Origin of the sequence: Bacillus sp. FSL E2-0195 (assembly GCF_038003645.1) — a bacterium.
Taxonomy (GTDB): domain Bacteria; phylum Bacillota; class Bacilli; order Bacillales; family Bacillaceae_G; genus Bacillus_A; species Bacillus_A mycoides.
Window position 1 is genome coordinate 1448042 of record NZ_JBBOPN010000001.1, and the last position, 16151, is coordinate 1464192.

The following is a 16151-nucleotide window of genomic DNA, read 5'->3' on the forward strand; positions in this document are numbered from 1 at the left end:
TGGAAGGTGGTGGTGAACAACATGAGAAAACGAATTCCTGATTTTGAAGAGGAGTTAGAAGTTGAGCAAGTGGAAGAAGATGAAAGTTTACCGCCGCGTAGTGAAATTCATAGAAATAAAGAGAACAAACCAAAGTTTAAAATGAATCACATTTTCGTCCGAGTGTTAACATTTTTGTTCATATTGTTACCTATTAGTATCCTATGGTATACGGATAAGTATATACAGGTAAAAAGTGATAGTAATAATGCTGAGAAAAGTGCGTTTGAAGTAATTTTCTTTGATTCCGCTAAGACTGAATCAAAGAAGCAGCCTGAGAAAGTAGCAACTCATGTTGTGAAAGATGGAGAAACTTTAGAAAGTATAGCGAAGCAATATTTCTCAGATGAAGATGGGATAGAAATAATAAAAAAGTATAATGATTTACAAGAAGACGAAGTGAAGGTAGGACAAGAATTGAAAATTCCTATAAAAGATAAGTCCACGAAGTATGAGAGCTAGCTAAATGAGTGATATATAGCTCCACATAAAATTAAGGACTATACTTTACGAGGAGGGAGAGTAAAAAATATATGTCATGGATTATATTATTATGTACTCTCATATGCATTGGTTTTGTATGTCTTCTTGGAATGTATAAAGAAGCGATGCGTAATACAGTGTTGGAACATACTTTAGTATTCGAAGAATTTCCGGAAAGTTTTCAAAAAGTTAAAGTTTTTTTTATTTCGGATATTCATAGAAGGATCATTTCTAGCTCGCTAATTGAACGAGTGAAAGGAAAAGCAGATATCGTAATTATTGGCGGTGATTTAGCTGAAAAAGGAGTACCTTTATCGCAAATCTCTTTAAATATTCAAAAGTTAAGAGAAATAGCCCCTGTATATTTTGTATGGGGAAATAATGACTATGAAATTGAATATCACGAATTAGATGCTTTATTAATAGAAAATAATGTGAAGGTATTAGATAATACAAGAGTTGTATTTGAATCTGAATTAGGAGAGAAAATTTGCTTACTCGGTATCGATGATGTTGGATTAGAACGAGATCGTTTAGATTTAGCGTTGTCTGATTGTAAAGAAGAAGGTTTTCGCATTTTAATTAGTCACAACCCAGATATAATAAAGAAAATGTCTGGTAATGAACAAATTTCGCTCGTATTAAGTGGACATACACATGGAGGCCAGATTCGGTTGTTTCCATCTGAAAAGTATTTAAAGGGTGGCGTATATAAGCATTCTAATACGACTCTCTTTGTTAGTAATGGGTATGGAACAACATTGTTCCCTCTTCGTTTTCGGGCACCTTCCCAAACACATATCATTACGTTATGCGGAGGGAAATAATGCCGAATTCAAATGGAAAATATAATATAAAAGCTGTCTCAAATATACTCGGAATTCAACCGAGTACACTTCGCGCATGGGAAAGACGCTATCATATTATTGCCCCAAAGAGAAATCGTGCGGGGCATCGTTTATATACAGAAGAGCATATTCATATTTTGAAATGGTTAATGAACAAAGTTTCTGAGGGGATGATGATTGGACAAGCAGTTCAGTTATTAGAAGGGAATCGGTTGCAGAACAACGTTCAAAAAGAAAAAATTACTGATACAGAAGTTGTTTTAGTGGACGATATACTACAAGCTTTGTTAGAATTTGATGAAATTACAATTTCTGCATTATTAAACGAGGTTTTTAGTATATATTCAACGGAAAAGGTTGTTGCAAGCATCATTCTTCAAGTGGCAAACAAGTTGTTAACTTTAAAAAGTAATAATGAGATTACAATGTCGCAATTCAAATATGTTGTATCATTCTTACAAACACGTTTAGGAATGATCTATCATAATGCGTCGGTGTATTCTTCCGTTAACAAAGTTTTCGTTTTAGAAAATAATATATTAAAAGGATTTATTTTCGCGACGTATTTACGACTAAAAGGATATCAAACAATGTATATGGGGACAAGTTTAGAGGAAGAAGGTATTTTACTAGCTATTGAACAATTACAACCTAAATATTTGTTTATATCTTTTGATGATGAACGAGAACTTGAAGAGGCAGTAGAATTTATTGACTTGTTGCAAGAAAAAAATGAAAACATCTCTGGTGGTTTTATAGGAAGAAAAGGCATTGGAGATCAATTAAATCTTCAAAATATCCTAATTGGTAACACAAAAGAAGAATGGGATGGATGGTTAAAGATGCCGGAATAGTCGTTCGAAAAGAACCATCTATTTTCTATTTCATATAATAAAAATTAGATGCAATGGTTACGTAGGGAGGGTATGAGATGAGACTGGAACGTTTAAATTATAATAAGATTAAAATTTTCCTAACATTTGATGATTTATCTGAACGAGGATTAACGAAAGAAGATTTGTGGAGAAATGCACCGAAAGTACAGCAATTATTCCGTGATATGATGCAAGAAGCAAATACAGAATTAGGGTTTGAAGCGGATGGACCGATTGCTGTTGAAGTATTTTCTCTACAAGCTCAAGGTATGGTTGTAATTGTAACAAAAGAAAATTACGAAGTGGACACAGAAGATGAGTTCCGTGACGAGTTTATTGAAATGCAAGTGACTCTTGATGAAAGTGAACATATACTTTACGAGTTTGCTACATTAGATGATGTAATCAATTTGTCAAATCGCTTATATAACCTTGGTGTAACTGATGGGAAGTTGTATACGTGGGATGATCGTTTTTATCTTTGGATAGAAGAAGAAGAGCAATTTCAATTATTGAAGGCGGATTTTATAGCTATTTTAGCGGAGTACGGTAATCCGTCAACAGCAACAATTTACCGCGTAATGGAATATGGTAAAGAATTAATGGATTCTCAAGCGATTGAACAAATATACAATTACTTTGTGAAAAAACAAAACCTCAGCTAATGTAACGTAGCTTGAGGTTTTATTTTTATTCAGCTGAAAATCTAAAATCTATAAAACGAAGTGTAGGTAACAAGACTAGCCGATCTGTATGTTAAAATGTAATCAGTATTTCTTGATGAAATAATGGTTTTATCGAATGTATTTTGATGAAAATAAAAAATATTTAAATATTTAAGTATTTTACTTTTCTAAAAGCAATAAAAGGACTATAATAATAGTGAAAACGCTTGCAATACAAAATAGTTTGTATATATTTGTTAGCGTTTTCTATTGCATTCCAAATTTAACGGTGTATACTAGGCAATGAAGGTTTACTAAACAAGTGAAATTACAGGGGGTTTACTTACTATGGTAGCCGAAAAGGGAACTCAAACGAAAACACAACAACAAGGGGAACAACATTTTGAATTGTTAAATTCAACACAAATTGTAATTAATGAAGCATTAGAAAAATTGGGTTATCCAAACGAAGTATATGAATTATTGAAAGAACCAATTCGTATGATGACAGTGAAAATTCCAGTTCGTATGGATGACGGGACTGTTAAAATATTTACAGGATATCGTGCACAACATAATGATGCTGTTGGTCCAACGAAAGGTGGAATTCGCTTCCATCCAAACGTAACAGAAAATGAAGTGAAAGCACTTTCTATTTGGATGAGTTTAAAATGTGGTATTGTTGATTTACCATATGGTGGAGGTAAAGGTGGAATCATTTGTGACCCACGTGAGATGTCTTTCCGTGAATTAGAAAGATTAAGCCGCGGTTATGTACGAGCAATTAGCCAAATTGTTGGTCCGACAAAAGATATTCCGGCTCCAGATGTATTTACAAACTCACAAATTATGGCATGGATGATGGATGAGTATAGCCGTATCGATGAATTTAATTCACCAGGATTTATTACAGGTAAACCACTTGTATTAGGTGGATCACACGGACGTGAAACAGCGACTGCAAAAGGTGTAACAATTTGTATTCGTGAAGCTGCGAAAAAACGTGACATTGATATTAAAGGTGCACGCGTTGTTGTTCAAGGATTTGGTAATGCGGGTAGCTTCTTAGCTAAATTTATGCATGATGCAGGCGCGAAAGTAATTGCAATTTCAGATGCTTACGGTGCATTACATGATCCGAATGGATTAGATATTGACTACTTACTAGATCGTCGCGATAGCTTTGGTACTGTAACAAAACTATTTAATAATACAATTTCAAATACAGAACTGTTAGAACTTGATTGCGACATTTTAGTTCCTGCTGCAATTGAGAACCAAATTACAGAAGAAAATGCTGATAAGATTAAAGCGAAAATTGTGGTTGAAGCTGCAAATGGTCCAACTACATTAGAAGCAACAAAAATCTTAACAGATCGTGGTATCTTACTTGTTCCAGACGTATTAGCAAGTGCTGGTGGCGTTACGGTATCTTACTTTGAGTGGGTACAAAATAACCAAGGTTACTACTGGACTGAAGAAGAAGTAGAACAACGTTTAGAAAAAGTAATGGTAAAATCATTCGATTCAATTTATGAAACATCACAAGTTCGTAAAGTGAACATGCGCTTAGCTGCATACATGATTGGTGTTCGTAAAATGGCTGAGGCTAGTCGCTTCAGAGGTTGGGTATAATATATAATGTTTTGAGAAAACGTGATTTCCTTTCGAGGGAATCGCGTTTTTTTGTTGAAGTATTAAATGAGGTGTTGTATATGGGGAATGAAATAATGGAACGAGTAGACCAATTAGAAGAAAAGGTTAAGGTGTTAGAGGGTGAACTTGCAAGAGCTAAGAGAGCCCGAAAAACAAGTGTCGTTCGGGTGTTCGGCGAAGGATTATTATTTTTAATATTTGGTGCAGTTGTAGTTGGACCAATTATCGCGTTTATATTCACAATTATTACTTGGTTTGGTGAAAAATAGAATAAAAAATAAAAAAGAACGCTTGTTCTGCACGAACAAACGTGCTATACTTTCCTTAGATAAGCAAAACGGAAATGATTTTAAGGAGAGATAAATGATGAAAATGACAGTAGACCAAAGATTTATGATGCCAGCAGATGTTGTAGAACGAGTGGAAGTATTACGAAACAAACAAAGCAAGCGTGGCACATTATTACAATCGGTAAATAAATTTTTCGGTTTAGATACGAAAGAAGATTGTATTTGGTTTTACGGTTTTTACGGAGTGGCTGTAAGTATTGTATTATTTATGGTATTCACATCAAATATTTTCGATGTTCTCTTCGCATAAGAAATATGCCATAAGGACATTGCCACCGAATACATATATAAGGAAGTAAGGTAATTTTTTAGAGCAGGAGTTGGTAGTAATGGCGATGTTCCCTATAGAGCGTAACTATATTGGGTATGGAAATTCACGACCAGGAATTCCTCTTTCAAAAGTAAGATTTATTGTAAGTCATGACACGGGGAACCCTGGTAGCAATGCGATAGGAAATCGGGATTACTTTAATGAAATACAACCGAAAGCTTCAGCGCATACATTTATTGATGATAAAACAATATTAGAAATTGTCCCTATAAATGAAGTTGCGTACCATGTTCGATACAATGTGCCAACGGATAATGAGTTATTCGGTTATGATGCGAATAAGGCTGCAATTGGGGTTGAACTTTGCTATGGTGGCGACGTAAACTTTTGGGAGGCGTATACTCGTTTTACGTGGTATCACGCTTATTTATGTCAAAATTTCGGTTTAAATCCTAAAAAGGCTATTGTGTCACACAAAACGTTGGATCCTACTCGGAAAATCGATCCTGAGAATGTATTAGGGCAACAAGGAATTAAATTTCAGCAGTTTTTAGCAGATGTCTATCGGATGTATGTTTCGTTTAGATGACAAATATATGAAAAATGAATACAATAAAGATAGATGCCTACTGCTGTAAGTAGGTTTTTTCTTGTTTATATAAATAGAGCAGAGGTAGAAGACTAGGAGTGAACTAAGTATGCAAAAAGAAACAGTTATTATTATCGGAGGCGGTCCATGCGGATTAGCAGCGGCGATTTCGTTGCAAAAAGTGGGGTTAAATCCGTTAGTAATCGAAAAAGGAAACATTGTAAATGCAATTTATAATTATCCAACTCATCAAACATTTTTCTCCTCTAGTGAAAAATTAGAAATTGGTGAAGTTGCTTTTATTACAGAAAATCGTAAGCCATTTCGTAATCAGGCGCTTGCGTATTATCGTGAAGTAGTAAAGCGTAAATCTATACGTGTAAATGCATTTGAACGAGTGGAACAAGTTCAAAAAGATGGTGATGTTTTTAAAGTTGAAACGACGAAGCGTGACGGAAACAAAGAAATATATGTTGCGAAATATATTGTTGTCGCAACTGGATATTATGATAATCCGAATTATATGAATGTACCTGGTGAGAAACTTGAGAAAGTAGCTCATTATTTCAAAGAAGGACACCCTTATTTTGATCGAGATGTCGTTGTAATAGGTGGTAAAAATTCAAGTATAGATGCAGCGTTAGAGCTTGTTAAATCGGGTGCACGTGTAACAGTTCTATACCGTGGTGGGGAATACTCGCCAAGTATTAAGCCGTGGATTTTGCCGGAATTTGAGGCGTTAGTACGAAATGGGATAATTCAAATGCATTTCCATGCGCATGTAAAAGAAATTACTGAGCATACGTTGACGTATACAGTAGATGGTGAGGCAAATACAATTCAAAACGATTTTGTATTTGCTATGACGGGTTACCATCCAGACCACAGCTTCTTAACAAAAATGGGAGTTCGGATTGATGAAGAAACAGGGCGCCCGATTTATATAGAGGGTAGTATGGAAACAAACGCTGAAAATATTTTTATTGCAGGTGTAATTGCTGCGGGGAATAACGCAAATGAAATATTTATCGAGAACGGTAGATTCCATGGAGATGCGATTGCGCAAACCATTGCATCAAGAGAAGAATAAAAAGAAGCTGTCGAAATCTTCGACAGCTTCTTTTTAATCGTGCATAAACATATGTTGGATTGTTTCGTGAGAGTTTGTGTTTTCTAGTGCGACTAGTAATTTAATTCGCGCCTTTTGAGCGTTTAAACCGTAGGTGAAAACAATGCCCATATCTTTTAATTGTTTTCCGCCACCTTCATAAGAGTATACGTCTTGAACGATACCGTTAAAGCAGCGTGAAACTAATACAATTGGAATGCCTTTTTCTATTAATCGCCCTAGACTAGGAAGTGTTCTTGGAGGTAAATTACCTTGTCCAAGTGCTTCAATAACAATTCCGTCTACTGGTAGTGTTTCGATTGCTGATAATAATGTATCATCCATACCTGCGTATGCTTTTAGAACGACAACGTTTTTAGAAATCTGTCGTACTGTGCATGTTTCGTGATGCACTAAAGCATGATGGAAAACAACACCACGTTTTGTTACCATGCCAATTGGTCCGTACTGTGGACTTTGGAATGTCGCGACATTACTTGTGTGCGTTTTTGTTACATTTGTAGCACAATGTATTTCGTCATTTAATACGACTAGAACGCCTTTTTCAGCAGCTTCATTACTACTAGCAACTTTTACAGCTGATAAGAAATTATATAGACCATCGGCACCTAATTCATTACTAGAACGCATTGCCCCTGTCACAACGATTGGGATAGTTGCTTGAACTGTTAAATCAAGAAAATAAGCTGTCTCTTCTAATGTATCGGTACCATGCGTGATGACTACGCCGTGAATATCGTCTTGTTTTACTCTTTCGTCAATGATGACTTGCAATTGTAGCATTTCGCTAGGAGTCATGTGAGGAGATGGAAGATGGAACACATCTTCGACAATTAAATCAACATCGCCTTCTAAATCAGGAATGAATTTTAAAAGAGGATTCTTTTTACCTGGTTGTACGACCCCAGTTTCTTTATCTTCCTCCATTGCAATTGTTCCACCTGTGTGTAAAACTAGGATTCTTTTCAATGCTTATACCCCTTTCAAGTTGAAAAATACATTTAGAACATAACATGTTTTGAGTAAATTCGACAATGAAAATGTATAAAAGTATGCTTAGAAAATGACAATAAAATAAATTACCTTAAGTGTGCTCCGGTAAGTGGTTATTAGGTTAGGTTTTGTTTATGGAAATTTATGAGAGTGGATGTGTAAGTGTAGAGAGGGAAGGAGTGAGTTTTTTTGAAAAAAGTGGAGAAAATTATAATTCGTATATTACTGATTCAATTTATTTTTCTTTCTGTCGTCCAACTGCTTTTTATACATAAATCTTCAGTGAAATATTTATCGAAAATTGTTTATTACGAAGGTGTCGTCACGAAAAATAAGGCGGAAATCTTACAGGTGAATAAGTAGTTTTCATTTTCTTCTATGATGGATTATGCTACAATTATTGAGGATTTAATGACGTGAGGCAAATGAGAAGAAGCAGGGGGAAAATACCTGCTTTTCGTTTTGTTTTATAAGTGAAAAATGAGGTGTTACAATGGATAAACGAATTTCGATTGCTATAGATGGTCCAGCGGCTGCTGGGAAAAGTACAGTGGCAAAAGTTGTTGCAAAAAAACTTTCATATGTTTACATTGATACAGGCGCAATGTACCGTACTATTACATATGCAGCCCTTGAACAAAAAGTGGATATTGAAAATGAAGAAAAGTTAATGGAAGTTGTAAAAAATGTAAATATTGAATTTCAGCAAGGGGAAAATACACAACTTGTATTTTTAAATGGACAAGATGTTTCTGAAGTGATTCGTACGCCAGATGTGACGAATCGTGTATCTATTGTAGCAAAGCATCGTCTTGTTCGTGAAGAAATGGTACGTCGTCAACAAGGATTAGCTAAAAAAGGCGGCGTAGTAATGGATGGCCGTGATATTGGTACACATGTACTACCGGATGCTGAAGTGAAAATCTTTATGCTTGCTTCTGTAGAAGAAAGAGCGGAAAGAAGACATTTAGAAAATATGAATAAAGGTTTCGATTCTAATTTAGAGCAGTTAAGAGAAGAAATTGCTAGGCGTGATAAATTAGATTCAGAACGCGAAGTTTCTCCTTTGAAAAAAGCTGATGATGCATTGGAATTAGATACAACTTCTTTATCAATTGAAGAAGTTGTCCAAAAAATTATGGGTATTGTTTCAGGAGTATTTGCGAAATAAAGAAAGAGGACTATCCTCTTTCTTTTTTTTTTTTTTTTTTTGAAATGTAAAGGATAAGTGAATTATAAGTCTCTTTTCTTGACAAATGGGCTAATTTGTAAGAAGTTAGTTACAGAGGGGAAAAAATGTCAGAATATATTCGCTATTATATTTCAAATCATACTTTCTTCAAGATGATTTTGCTGTATACTATTTATATAGATTTAATATAGTTTCTTGTGAACTGTATTGAAACAGAATATGTGATGATAAATTCTTAAACATGCAAATGAAAACATTTGTTTTCATTTCGTATATACATAAAAATGCTTTGTCAATTCTGTAGGGAGGTATTTCCATGGTAGAGAAAATGAATGAAGAAGTTATGAATTCAAAAGAATTACAAGTTGGTGACGTTGTTACAGGTTCTGTAACGAAAGTTGAAGAGAAACAAGTTCTTGTAAATGTTGGATACAAAACAGATGGCGTAATTCCGATTAGTGAATTAGCTAACGTTCATATTGAAAAAGCAAGCGATGTTGTAGAATTAGATCAAACACTTGAATTGAAAATTATTAAATTAGAAGATGATGATCTTGTTTTATCTAAGAGAGCTGTTGACGCAGAAAAAGCGTGGGTAGAATTACAAGAAAAATTTAATTCTGGTCATGTATTTGATGTTATTGTAAAAGATATCGTGAATGGTGGGTTAGTTGTGGACCTTGGGGTTCGTGGTTTTATCCCAGCTTCACTTGTAGAAGTACATTATGTAGAAGACTTTGCTGACTATAAAGGAAAAACATTAGCGGTGAAAATTGTTGAATTAGACCGTGAAAAAAATCGTGTTATTCTTTCACATAAAGCGGTAGTAGAACTAGAACTAGATTCTAAGAAAAAAGAAGCAATCTCTTCGTTAAAAGAAGGGGACATTGTTGAAGGAACAGTACAACGATTAACGGATTTTGGTGCTTTCGTTAACGTTGGTGGTGTGGACGGTTTAGTTCACATTTCACAAATTTCACACGAACGTGTAGAGCAACCTTCTGAAGTATTAGAGCAAGGTCAAAAGGTAAAGGTAAAAGTGTTATCTGTTGATGCTGATACGCAACGTATTTCTTTATCAATTAAAGCAGCTCAGCCAGGACCTTGGGAAAATGTTGCTGGCGAAATAAAAGCTGGAGATATTCGTGAGGGAGTAGTAAAACGCCTTGTTACATTCGGTGCGTTTGTTGAAATTTTACCTGGTGTTGAAGGGCTTGTACATGTATCTCAAATTGCAAATCGTCACGTGAAAAATCCAAATGAAGTATTGGAAATGGGACAAGAAGTAAAAGTGAAAGTACTTGAAGTCCATGTAGCAGAAAAACGTATTTCTTTAAGCATAAAAGAAACGCTTGAAGAAAATAATGTAACAGAAGATTATAGCCAATATGAGCCAAATGCTGATTCGGCTACTTTCCAGTTAAGTGATATTATTGGTGAACAACTGAAAAAATTAAAGAAATAAAGAGGGGTACAAGTGGTAAGGGCAAAACGTAAATTAGATCATATTGAATATGCTCTTTCTACTGGTCAGTCTCGTACGCATGGCTTTCATGATATTGATTTTGTGCATCAAAGCTTGCCAAATTCAAGTTATGACACTATAACATGTGAAACAAAAATCGGCGAACTTTCACTAAGTTCGCCGATTTTTATCAATGCGATGACTGGTGGTGGAGGAGAGCAAACATTACATATTAATGAGCAATTAGCATATGTAGCGAAACATCATAACCTTGCTATGGCTGTAGGTTCGCAAATGGCAGCTTTAAAAGATGAAAGTGAAGCGGCTTCGTATAAAGTTGTTAGGAAAGTAAATCCGAATGGGATTTTTTTCGCAAACTTAGGAAGTGAGGCAACTGTCGAACAGGCAGAGCGTGCCGTTGATATGATTGAGGCGAATGCACTGCAAATTCATTTAAATGTCATACAGGAGTTAACGATGCCAGAAGGAGACCGTGATTTTACTGGTGTACTTCAGCGGATTGAGAAAATAGTTTTAAAAAGTAAAGTACCTGTCATCGTAAAAGAAGTCGGTTTTGGAATGAGTAAGGAAACAGTACAACAGTTAGCGAATATAGGTATAACAGCAATTGATATTGGCGGACAAGGTGGTACGAATTTTGCTGCTGTTGAAAATGAAAGAAGACAGCGAATGCTTTCTTATTTTAATAACTGGGGCATACAAACAGCTACCTCGATTATTGAAGCAACCTCTACAAATAATAACCTCTCTTTTATTGCATCTGGGGGTATACAAACAGCACTTGACGTGGCGAAGGCAATCGCATTAGGGGCGAATACAACTGCGTTTGCTGGATACTTTTTACGTATTTTAATGCAAGATGGTGTTGAGAATTTAGTGGATGAAATTGATCTTTTACATACAGATTTAAAATTTATTATGACAGCTCTTGGCGTGAAGACGATAGAAGAGTTACAATCTGTACCTCTTGTTGTAAAAGGTGAAACGTACCATTGGTTAGCGCAGCGAGGGATTGACACTGCACATTATAGTAGGCGATAAAAAATCAACCATCCGGTTGATTTTTTTGCGTTTTATTTTCGTAAAATGAAGAGGGAAGGCGAGAAGTTATCATTCTATATAATTCTATAAATGGAAAAAAGAGAGAGTTTATATTATGATAAAAGTATATATAAATATCATACAGAAAAGCTAAAATTGAAAAAAAGGGGTTATAAAAATGAAGAAATGTAGAAAATATGCCGCTGAATTATTTGAGTATTCTTACTTTTTCTATGTTTGTGGAGAGAAACATGGCAAAAGTAAGAAAGTATTCCTCTCTATATAGCTGGTTAGCGATAAAACAAGATAAGAGATTGCTATTTAAGAGTCAAAAGAAACAAGGGAAAATTCACTATAATTTTGGGGATGAGGATGTTAATAAAAAAGGAGATAATGTATCTTCAAATAGTAAAAATACAATAGGACGCATTACATATAATAGTGAAGATTTTAACACCCATGCACGAAATATAAGAGAAGATACAGCAGTTTCTGGATATAAGAAAAAGGTTGAAATTTCATTAACTTCAAATGTAAGAGAAGGAGATTCTAGTTCAACAACAGCACAATCAGCAATTAAAACGACGAATATTGCAATTGCAGTCGGGAATAAATTGTATAGGAATCCAACGGTGAATGCAGGAAGTGGAATAGAAGCACTAATTTTGCCAAGGGAATTAGGAGAAGACAAAAATCCATCGGAAGATTCGTATACAATTTATTATTTTAATATACCAAATGAAGTGAGTTTAAGTAATGCTGAAGTAGTATTACTTTCTGATCAAGGAAATACCATTGTGAGTAGGGAAATTAAAGGAGAAAAAGAAGATATTGTAGGTGCGAAAAAAGAGGTTGAGCGAAAGTTAAATGAGATAAGAGAGACGGATTATGTACGTGTAGAGGTAAAGAGTAAAGATCCTTCTCTACATACGTATTATGTTATTACATATTCTAAAAACCAACAGGTGTAGTTACGATTAATGCCTCGTTGAGTGATAGGGTTTATAATGCGAAAACAAAAGAATTATATTACGAGTAGAAATAAATAAAATAATTGTGTAAAAAGACGGTTTCGTACAATATCGAAACCGTCTTTTTGTATTGCCTATTTGAGGGCAGCTTGATTGGTGTGGGCTAATAATCCCCCACTGAAGTTTCACTTTATTTAATGCTGATTCTGCTTTCGAGCTTGCTCCGGTGTATCAAGACTTGTTGCACCGGGATATTGAAGTGATTGGTCGCGATCAGATTCAACGCGGCGTGATTCTCTTAGCTTTCGTTCTTGGCGATCTTTACCCATTGTGAGTTACACCTCCTTATTAAAAGTTTTGCTGTTATGAGAAAAACTATGCACAAAGAAAAGGAGGATTAACTTTCATAAAAAGTTCCCATAATGGAAATCATAGGAGGTGAAATGATGGATGGGAGTACTTTTTATTTTGTTGCTTGGATAGGGTGGATTGTCGTGACCTTTTTTATGAAAAAGGAATCTATTCGTTGGAAGATAAGTGCTTGTATATTAATTTTTATTATTTGTTCTCCGTTAAATGTGACGATTGCTTCTTTCACAATATCGGTAAATGCCCTTTTGCTTTGTATTATTTCTTTTGTAGGTATCGCGTTATATTCTATTTGGAAAAAATTATATACCTTACTTTCGGCACTTATTATTGCAATGTTATATACAAGCTTTCATTTGTTAGAAGTATATGATCCAATTTGGATTGTGGTTGATAGGTTGTTGCTGTTAAGCGGTGCACTTGTGTATGCATCGGTTTTATTGCACGGGGATCGCATATTACGATTATGCTCCTTATATATAGGGATGTTACAAGGAGAATTATTGGTGACGCTGATTTTTCGTAAATTACATTTTCCTTATGAATACGGCAGTTTAGCTTTTTTAGATGTTGCTGCTGTTTCCACTTTATTTATGGCGATTTTACTTTGGATTACAAAGGCATCGGTATATATGGAACAATTTAAGAGGAAAACACGTAAAAGAAAGGCGAGGGTAATACATGACTGAATATACACCAGCTATTTTATGTGGCGTAATTGCAGGTACAATAACTAGGTTGTTAATGCTTCGTACCGATACGAGGCAATATCCGACGAGGCTTCACGGGAAAATTATTCATATCGCGATGGGATTAATTGCGGCTGCCTTAGGAGCAATTGCGATTCCGTCTGTTTTGAAAAAAGATTTCTCTGCAATTACATTTCTTACGTTAGCAGCGACGCAATTTCGTGATGTGCGCAATATGGAAAGAAATACGCTTCAACAATTAGATGGATATGAGCTCGTACCACGTGGTAATACATACATTGAAGGAATTGCATTAGTATTTGAAAGTCGTAACTACTTGGCGATGTTAACGTCGTTTGTAACAACGTTTGCGTATATAGGATTCGATTCATGGATTGCCGGGGTAATTACTGGTATAGTAAGTTTTTTCATTGCGAAAAAATTAATGTCAGGTAAAAGACTTCATGACCTTGTAGAAATAGAGCACGTTCCACTTCGTTTTGAAGGAGCGGGACTTTATATTGATAATATTTACATTATGAATATTGGATTGCCAGCAAGGCAAGAAGAAATTATGAAATATGGAATGGGATTTATTTTAAAACCGAAATCGATAGATGCGATGGTTACAATCTCAAACTTAGGACAACGGCAAGCTATTTTACATGATGTTTCGGTTGCTTTAGGAATATATAGAGATTCTGGAACGCCGGCACTTGTACCGTTAGCGAAGCGTGATTTAGAGGATGGGAGAGTTGGGATTTTTGTTCTGCCGCAAGATCAAGATGCAGAAAAAGCGATAGGGGTAATCGGAAATGTACCAACATTAGAGAGTGCTGTTCATATGTCATCAGAAGCTCCGAAAGGAAGGGGAGATAAGAGATGATGTTAGAAAGTGTTATTCTCGCAGTCATTACAACAACGCCAGAGAAATTTGCAGGTGGTGCCCCTTTATTTATTTGCGAGTCGACAGAGGAACTGGAATTTGTTGCAAATAATTTAGAGGCTATTTTAGATGGTATTGCACATCGCTTACAAGATAATGTATATATTATTGTGAAACATTAGTAACGTGTGGTATAATGTGAGGTGTTTTGATACGTTGAGAAATATTCTGGAATGCAAATCCCTTCTTGCACAAAGAAGGGTTTTTTACATAATAAACAGAAGCAAGTTGAAAGGATGAAAGTATATGCCGAAACCAGTAATAGCGATAGTAGGCCGCCCGAACGTGGGGAAATCTACTATTTTCAATAGAATTGTTGGAGAAAGAGTTTCAATCGTAGAAGATATACCAGGTATAACGCGAGACCGTATTTATAGTGCGGGAGAATGGTTAAATCATGAGTTTAACATTATTGATACAGGTGGAATTGATATTGGAGACGAGCCGTTCTTGACACAAATTCGTCAACAGGCGGAAGTAGCGATTGATGAAGCGGATGTTATCATTTTTATGACGAATGGTCGCGATGGTGTAACTGCAGCAGATGAAGAAGTTGCTAAAATTTTATACCGTTCTAAAAAACCAATTGTACTTGCGGTAAATAAGGTTGATAATCCAGACATGCGTAGTGATATTTATGATTTTTATGCATTAGGATTTGGCGAGCCATTCCCGATTTCAGGTACACACGGTTTAGGACTTGGTGATTTGTTAGATGAAGCTGCAAATCATTTTCCAAAGATTGAAGAAGAAGCGTATGACGATGAAACAATCCGTTTCTCTTTAATTGGACGTCCAAACGTAGGGAAATCATCACTTGTAAATGCACTTCTTGGTCAAGAACGTGTAATTGTAAGTAATATAGCGGGAACGACACGTGATGCTGTTGATACACCATATAGTAAAGATGATCAAGATTATGTAATCATCGATACAGCTGGTATGCGTAAAAAAGGGAAAGTATACGAAAGTACAGAAAAGTATAGTGTACTTCGTGCACTTAGAGCGATTGAACGTTCTGACGTTGTTTTAGTCGTTTTAGACGGAGAAGAAGGAATTATTGAGCAAGATAAAAAAATCGCTGGATATGCTCATGATTCAGGACGAGCTGTTATTATCGTTGTAAACAAATGGGATGCAGTGAAAAAAGATGAAAAAACAATGAAAGCATTTGAAGAAAACATCCGTGCTCATTTCCAATTTTTAGAGTATGCACCGATTGTATTCTTATCTGCGAAAACGAAAAAGCGTACACAAACGTTATTACCGGTTATCAATGAGGTAAATGAAAGCCATAGCATCCGTGTACAAACGAATGTATTAAATGATGTAATTATGGATGCGGTAGCGATGAATCCAACGCCGACACATAATGGTAGCCGTCTGAAAATCTTCTATGCGACACAAGTTGCGGTAAAACCACCAACATTTGTTATATTTGTAAACGATACAGAATTAATGCACTTTTCATATGAGCGCTTCTTAAAGAACCGTTTACGTGAAGCGTTCGGTTTTGTAGGAACGCCGATTCACATTATCGCTAGAGCAAGAGACTAATG

General features: G+C 35.4%; 20 protein-coding genes. 18 read left to right on the plus strand and 2 right to left on the minus strand.

Annotated features, from left to right (window positions below; all coding sequences use genetic code 11):
* The first annotated feature begins 21 nt into the window (after window positions 1–21).
* The 9 genes from MHH59_RS07480 (at window position 22) to MHH59_RS07520 (ending at window position 6866) form a co-directional block, all read left to right on the plus strand.
* Window positions 22–501, plus strand: a complete 480-nt coding sequence (locus MHH59_RS07480) for a LysM peptidoglycan-binding domain-containing protein (protein ID WP_002126396.1) — start codon at window positions 22–24, stop codon at window positions 499–501.
* 71 nt (window positions 502–572) lie between these two features.
* Window positions 573–1349 carry a metallophosphoesterase gene (locus MHH59_RS07485; protein WP_002126398.1) on the plus strand — a complete coding sequence of 259 codons (777 nt, stop codon included), beginning with the start codon at window positions 573–575 and terminating at the stop codon, window positions 1347–1349.
* Window positions 1349–2224, plus strand: a complete 876-nt coding sequence (locus MHH59_RS07490) for a MerR family transcriptional regulator (RefSeq protein ID WP_340851016.1) — start codon at window positions 1349–1351, stop codon at window positions 2222–2224. The genes MHH59_RS07485 and MHH59_RS07490 overlap by 1 nt, the downstream gene beginning before the upstream one ends.
* Window positions 2225–2301: 77 nt before the next feature.
* Complete coding sequence (locus MHH59_RS07495; RefSeq protein WP_002126401.1) at window positions 2302–2910, plus strand: genetic competence negative regulator; 609 nt, start codon at window positions 2302–2304, stop codon at window positions 2908–2910.
* Window positions 2911–3258: 348 nt separating this feature from the next.
* Window positions 3259–4545 carry an NAD-specific glutamate dehydrogenase gene (gene gudB / locus MHH59_RS07500; RefSeq protein WP_000225168.1) on the plus strand — a complete coding sequence of 429 codons (1287 nt, stop codon included), beginning with the start codon at window positions 3259–3261 and terminating at the stop codon, window positions 4543–4545.
* A gap of 80 nt (window positions 4546–4625) precedes the next feature.
* Window positions 4626–4835, plus strand: a complete 210-nt coding sequence (locus tag MHH59_RS07505; RefSeq protein ID WP_002126403.1) for a hypothetical protein — start codon at window positions 4626–4628, stop codon at window positions 4833–4835.
* Between the two features lie 94 nt (window positions 4836–4929).
* Window positions 4930–5166, plus strand: a complete 237-nt coding sequence (locus MHH59_RS07510; protein ID WP_002011789.1) for a DUF3961 domain-containing protein — start codon at window positions 4930–4932, stop codon at window positions 5164–5166.
* A gap of 79 nt (window positions 5167–5245) precedes the next feature.
* Window positions 5246–5776, plus strand: a complete 531-nt coding sequence (locus tag MHH59_RS07515) for a peptidoglycan recognition protein family protein (RefSeq protein WP_002011791.1) — start codon at window positions 5246–5248, stop codon at window positions 5774–5776.
* Window positions 5777–5885: 109 nt separating this feature from the next.
* Window positions 5886–6866, plus strand: a complete 981-nt coding sequence (locus MHH59_RS07520) for a YpdA family putative bacillithiol disulfide reductase (RefSeq protein WP_002126406.1) — start codon at window positions 5886–5888, stop codon at window positions 6864–6866.
* Window positions 6867–6899: 33 nt separating this feature from the next.
* Here MHH59_RS07520 and ansA read toward each other — a convergent pair whose 3' ends face one another.
* Window positions 6900–7874, minus strand: a complete 975-nt coding sequence (ansA, locus tag MHH59_RS07525) for an asparaginase (RefSeq protein ID WP_002030754.1) — start codon at window positions 7872–7874, stop codon at window positions 6900–6902.
* Between the two features lie 213 nt (window positions 7875–8087).
* Between ansA and MHH59_RS07530 the strand changes: the two genes are divergently transcribed.
* From MHH59_RS07530 to MHH59_RS07550, 5 genes are all read left to right on the plus strand, one after another.
* Window positions 8088–8261, plus strand: coding sequence for a DUF5359 family protein (locus MHH59_RS07530; RefSeq protein WP_002135263.1), 174 nt, complete (start codon window positions 8088–8090; stop codon window positions 8259–8261).
* 130 nt (window positions 8262–8391) lie between these two features.
* The gene (gene cmk / locus MHH59_RS07535) at window positions 8392–9069 is read left to right on the plus strand and encodes a (d)CMP kinase (protein WP_002011798.1); all 678 of its coding nucleotides are present in this window, start codon (window positions 8392–8394) and stop codon (window positions 9067–9069) included.
* 337 nt (window positions 9070–9406) lie between these two features.
* Entirely contained in the window at window positions 9407–10555 is a 1149-nt protein-coding gene (gene rpsA, locus MHH59_RS07540) for a 30S ribosomal protein S1 (protein ID WP_002126412.1), read from the plus strand.
* 12 nt (window positions 10556–10567) lie between these two features.
* Entirely contained in the window at window positions 10568–11617 is a 1050-nt protein-coding gene (locus MHH59_RS07545; protein ID WP_002011801.1) for a type 2 isopentenyl-diphosphate Delta-isomerase, read from the plus strand.
* A gap of 251 nt (window positions 11618–11868) precedes the next feature.
* On the plus strand, window positions 11869–12588 hold the full coding sequence (locus tag MHH59_RS07550) for a hypothetical protein (RefSeq protein WP_340851018.1): 720 nt from the start codon (window positions 11869–11871) through the stop codon (window positions 12586–12588).
* A gap of 194 nt (window positions 12589–12782) precedes the next feature.
* On the opposite strand, the gene MHH59_RS07555 is transcribed toward MHH59_RS07550, so the two are convergent.
* The gene (locus MHH59_RS07555; protein WP_000513901.1) at window positions 12783–12917 is read right to left on the minus strand and encodes a YpzI family protein; all 135 of its coding nucleotides are present in this window, start codon (window positions 12915–12917) and stop codon (window positions 12783–12785) included.
* A 117-nt stretch (window positions 12918–13034) separates the two neighbouring features.
* Here MHH59_RS07555 and MHH59_RS07560 point away from each other — a divergent pair, with 117 nt between their 5' ends.
* From MHH59_RS07560 to der, 4 genes are all read left to right on the plus strand, one after another.
* Window positions 13035–13646 carry a YphA family membrane protein gene (locus MHH59_RS07560; RefSeq protein WP_002086626.1) on the plus strand — a complete coding sequence of 204 codons (612 nt, stop codon included), beginning with the start codon at window positions 13035–13037 and terminating at the stop codon, window positions 13644–13646.
* Window positions 13639–14532, plus strand: coding sequence for a YIEGIA family protein (locus MHH59_RS07565; protein ID WP_002086625.1), 894 nt, complete (start codon window positions 13639–13641; stop codon window positions 14530–14532). The genes MHH59_RS07560 and MHH59_RS07565 overlap by 8 nt, the downstream gene beginning before the upstream one ends.
* Complete coding sequence (locus MHH59_RS07570; protein WP_002086624.1) at window positions 14529–14714, plus strand: capping complex subunit for YIEGIA; 186 nt, start codon at window positions 14529–14531, stop codon at window positions 14712–14714. Before MHH59_RS07565 ends, MHH59_RS07570 begins: the two co-directional genes overlap by 4 nt.
* 124 nt (window positions 14715–14838) lie before the next feature.
* Entirely contained in the window at window positions 14839–16149 is a 1311-nt protein-coding gene (der, locus tag MHH59_RS07575; RefSeq protein ID WP_002011811.1) for a ribosome biogenesis GTPase Der, read from the plus strand.
* Window positions 16150–16151: the final 2 nt, after the last annotated feature.

Coding starts and splice junctions, on each gene's coding strand:
- cmk (WP_002011798.1), top strand. CDS start 8,392: ATGGATAAACGAATTTCGATTGCTATAGATGGTCCAGCGGCTGCTGGG.
- MHH59_RS07490 (WP_340851016.1), top strand. CDS start 1,349: ATGCCGAATTCAAATGGAAAATATAATATAAAAGCTGTCTCAAATATA.
- MHH59_RS07570 (WP_002086624.1), top strand. CDS start 14,529: ATGATGTTAGAAAGTGTTATTCTCGCAGTCATTACAACAACGCCAGAG.
- MHH59_RS07480 (WP_002126396.1), top strand. CDS start 22: ATGAGAAAACGAATTCCTGATTTTGAAGAGGAGTTAGAAGTTGAGCAA.
- rpsA (WP_002126412.1), top strand. CDS start 9,407: ATGGTAGAGAAAATGAATGAAGAAGTTATGAATTCAAAAGAATTACAA.
- MHH59_RS07560 (WP_002086626.1), top strand. CDS start 13,035: ATGGATGGGAGTACTTTTTATTTTGTTGCTTGGATAGGGTGGATTGTC.
- MHH59_RS07505 (WP_002126403.1), top strand. CDS start 4,626: ATGGGGAATGAAATAATGGAACGAGTAGACCAATTAGAAGAAAAGGTT.
- MHH59_RS07515 (WP_002011791.1), top strand. CDS start 5,246: ATGGCGATGTTCCCTATAGAGCGTAACTATATTGGGTATGGAAATTCA.
- MHH59_RS07485 (WP_002126398.1), top strand. CDS start 573: ATGTCATGGATTATATTATTATGTACTCTCATATGCATTGGTTTTGTA.
- MHH59_RS07565 (WP_002086625.1), top strand. CDS start 13,639: ATGACTGAATATACACCAGCTATTTTATGTGGCGTAATTGCAGGTACA.
- MHH59_RS07520 (WP_002126406.1), top strand. CDS start 5,886: ATGCAAAAAGAAACAGTTATTATTATCGGAGGCGGTCCATGCGGATTA.
- MHH59_RS07555 (WP_000513901.1), bottom strand. CDS start 12,917: ATGGGTAAAGATCGCCAAGAACGAAAGCTAAGAGAATCACGCCGCGTT.
- der (WP_002011811.1), top strand. CDS start 14,839: ATGCCGAAACCAGTAATAGCGATAGTAGGCCGCCCGAACGTGGGGAAA.
- gudB (WP_000225168.1), top strand. CDS start 3,259: ATGGTAGCCGAAAAGGGAACTCAAACGAAAACACAACAACAAGGGGAA.
- MHH59_RS07510 (WP_002011789.1), top strand. CDS start 4,930: ATGATGAAAATGACAGTAGACCAAAGATTTATGATGCCAGCAGATGTT.
- MHH59_RS07495 (WP_002126401.1), top strand. CDS start 2,302: ATGAGACTGGAACGTTTAAATTATAATAAGATTAAAATTTTCCTAACA.
- MHH59_RS07550 (WP_340851018.1), top strand. CDS start 11,869: ATGGCAAAAGTAAGAAAGTATTCCTCTCTATATAGCTGGTTAGCGATA.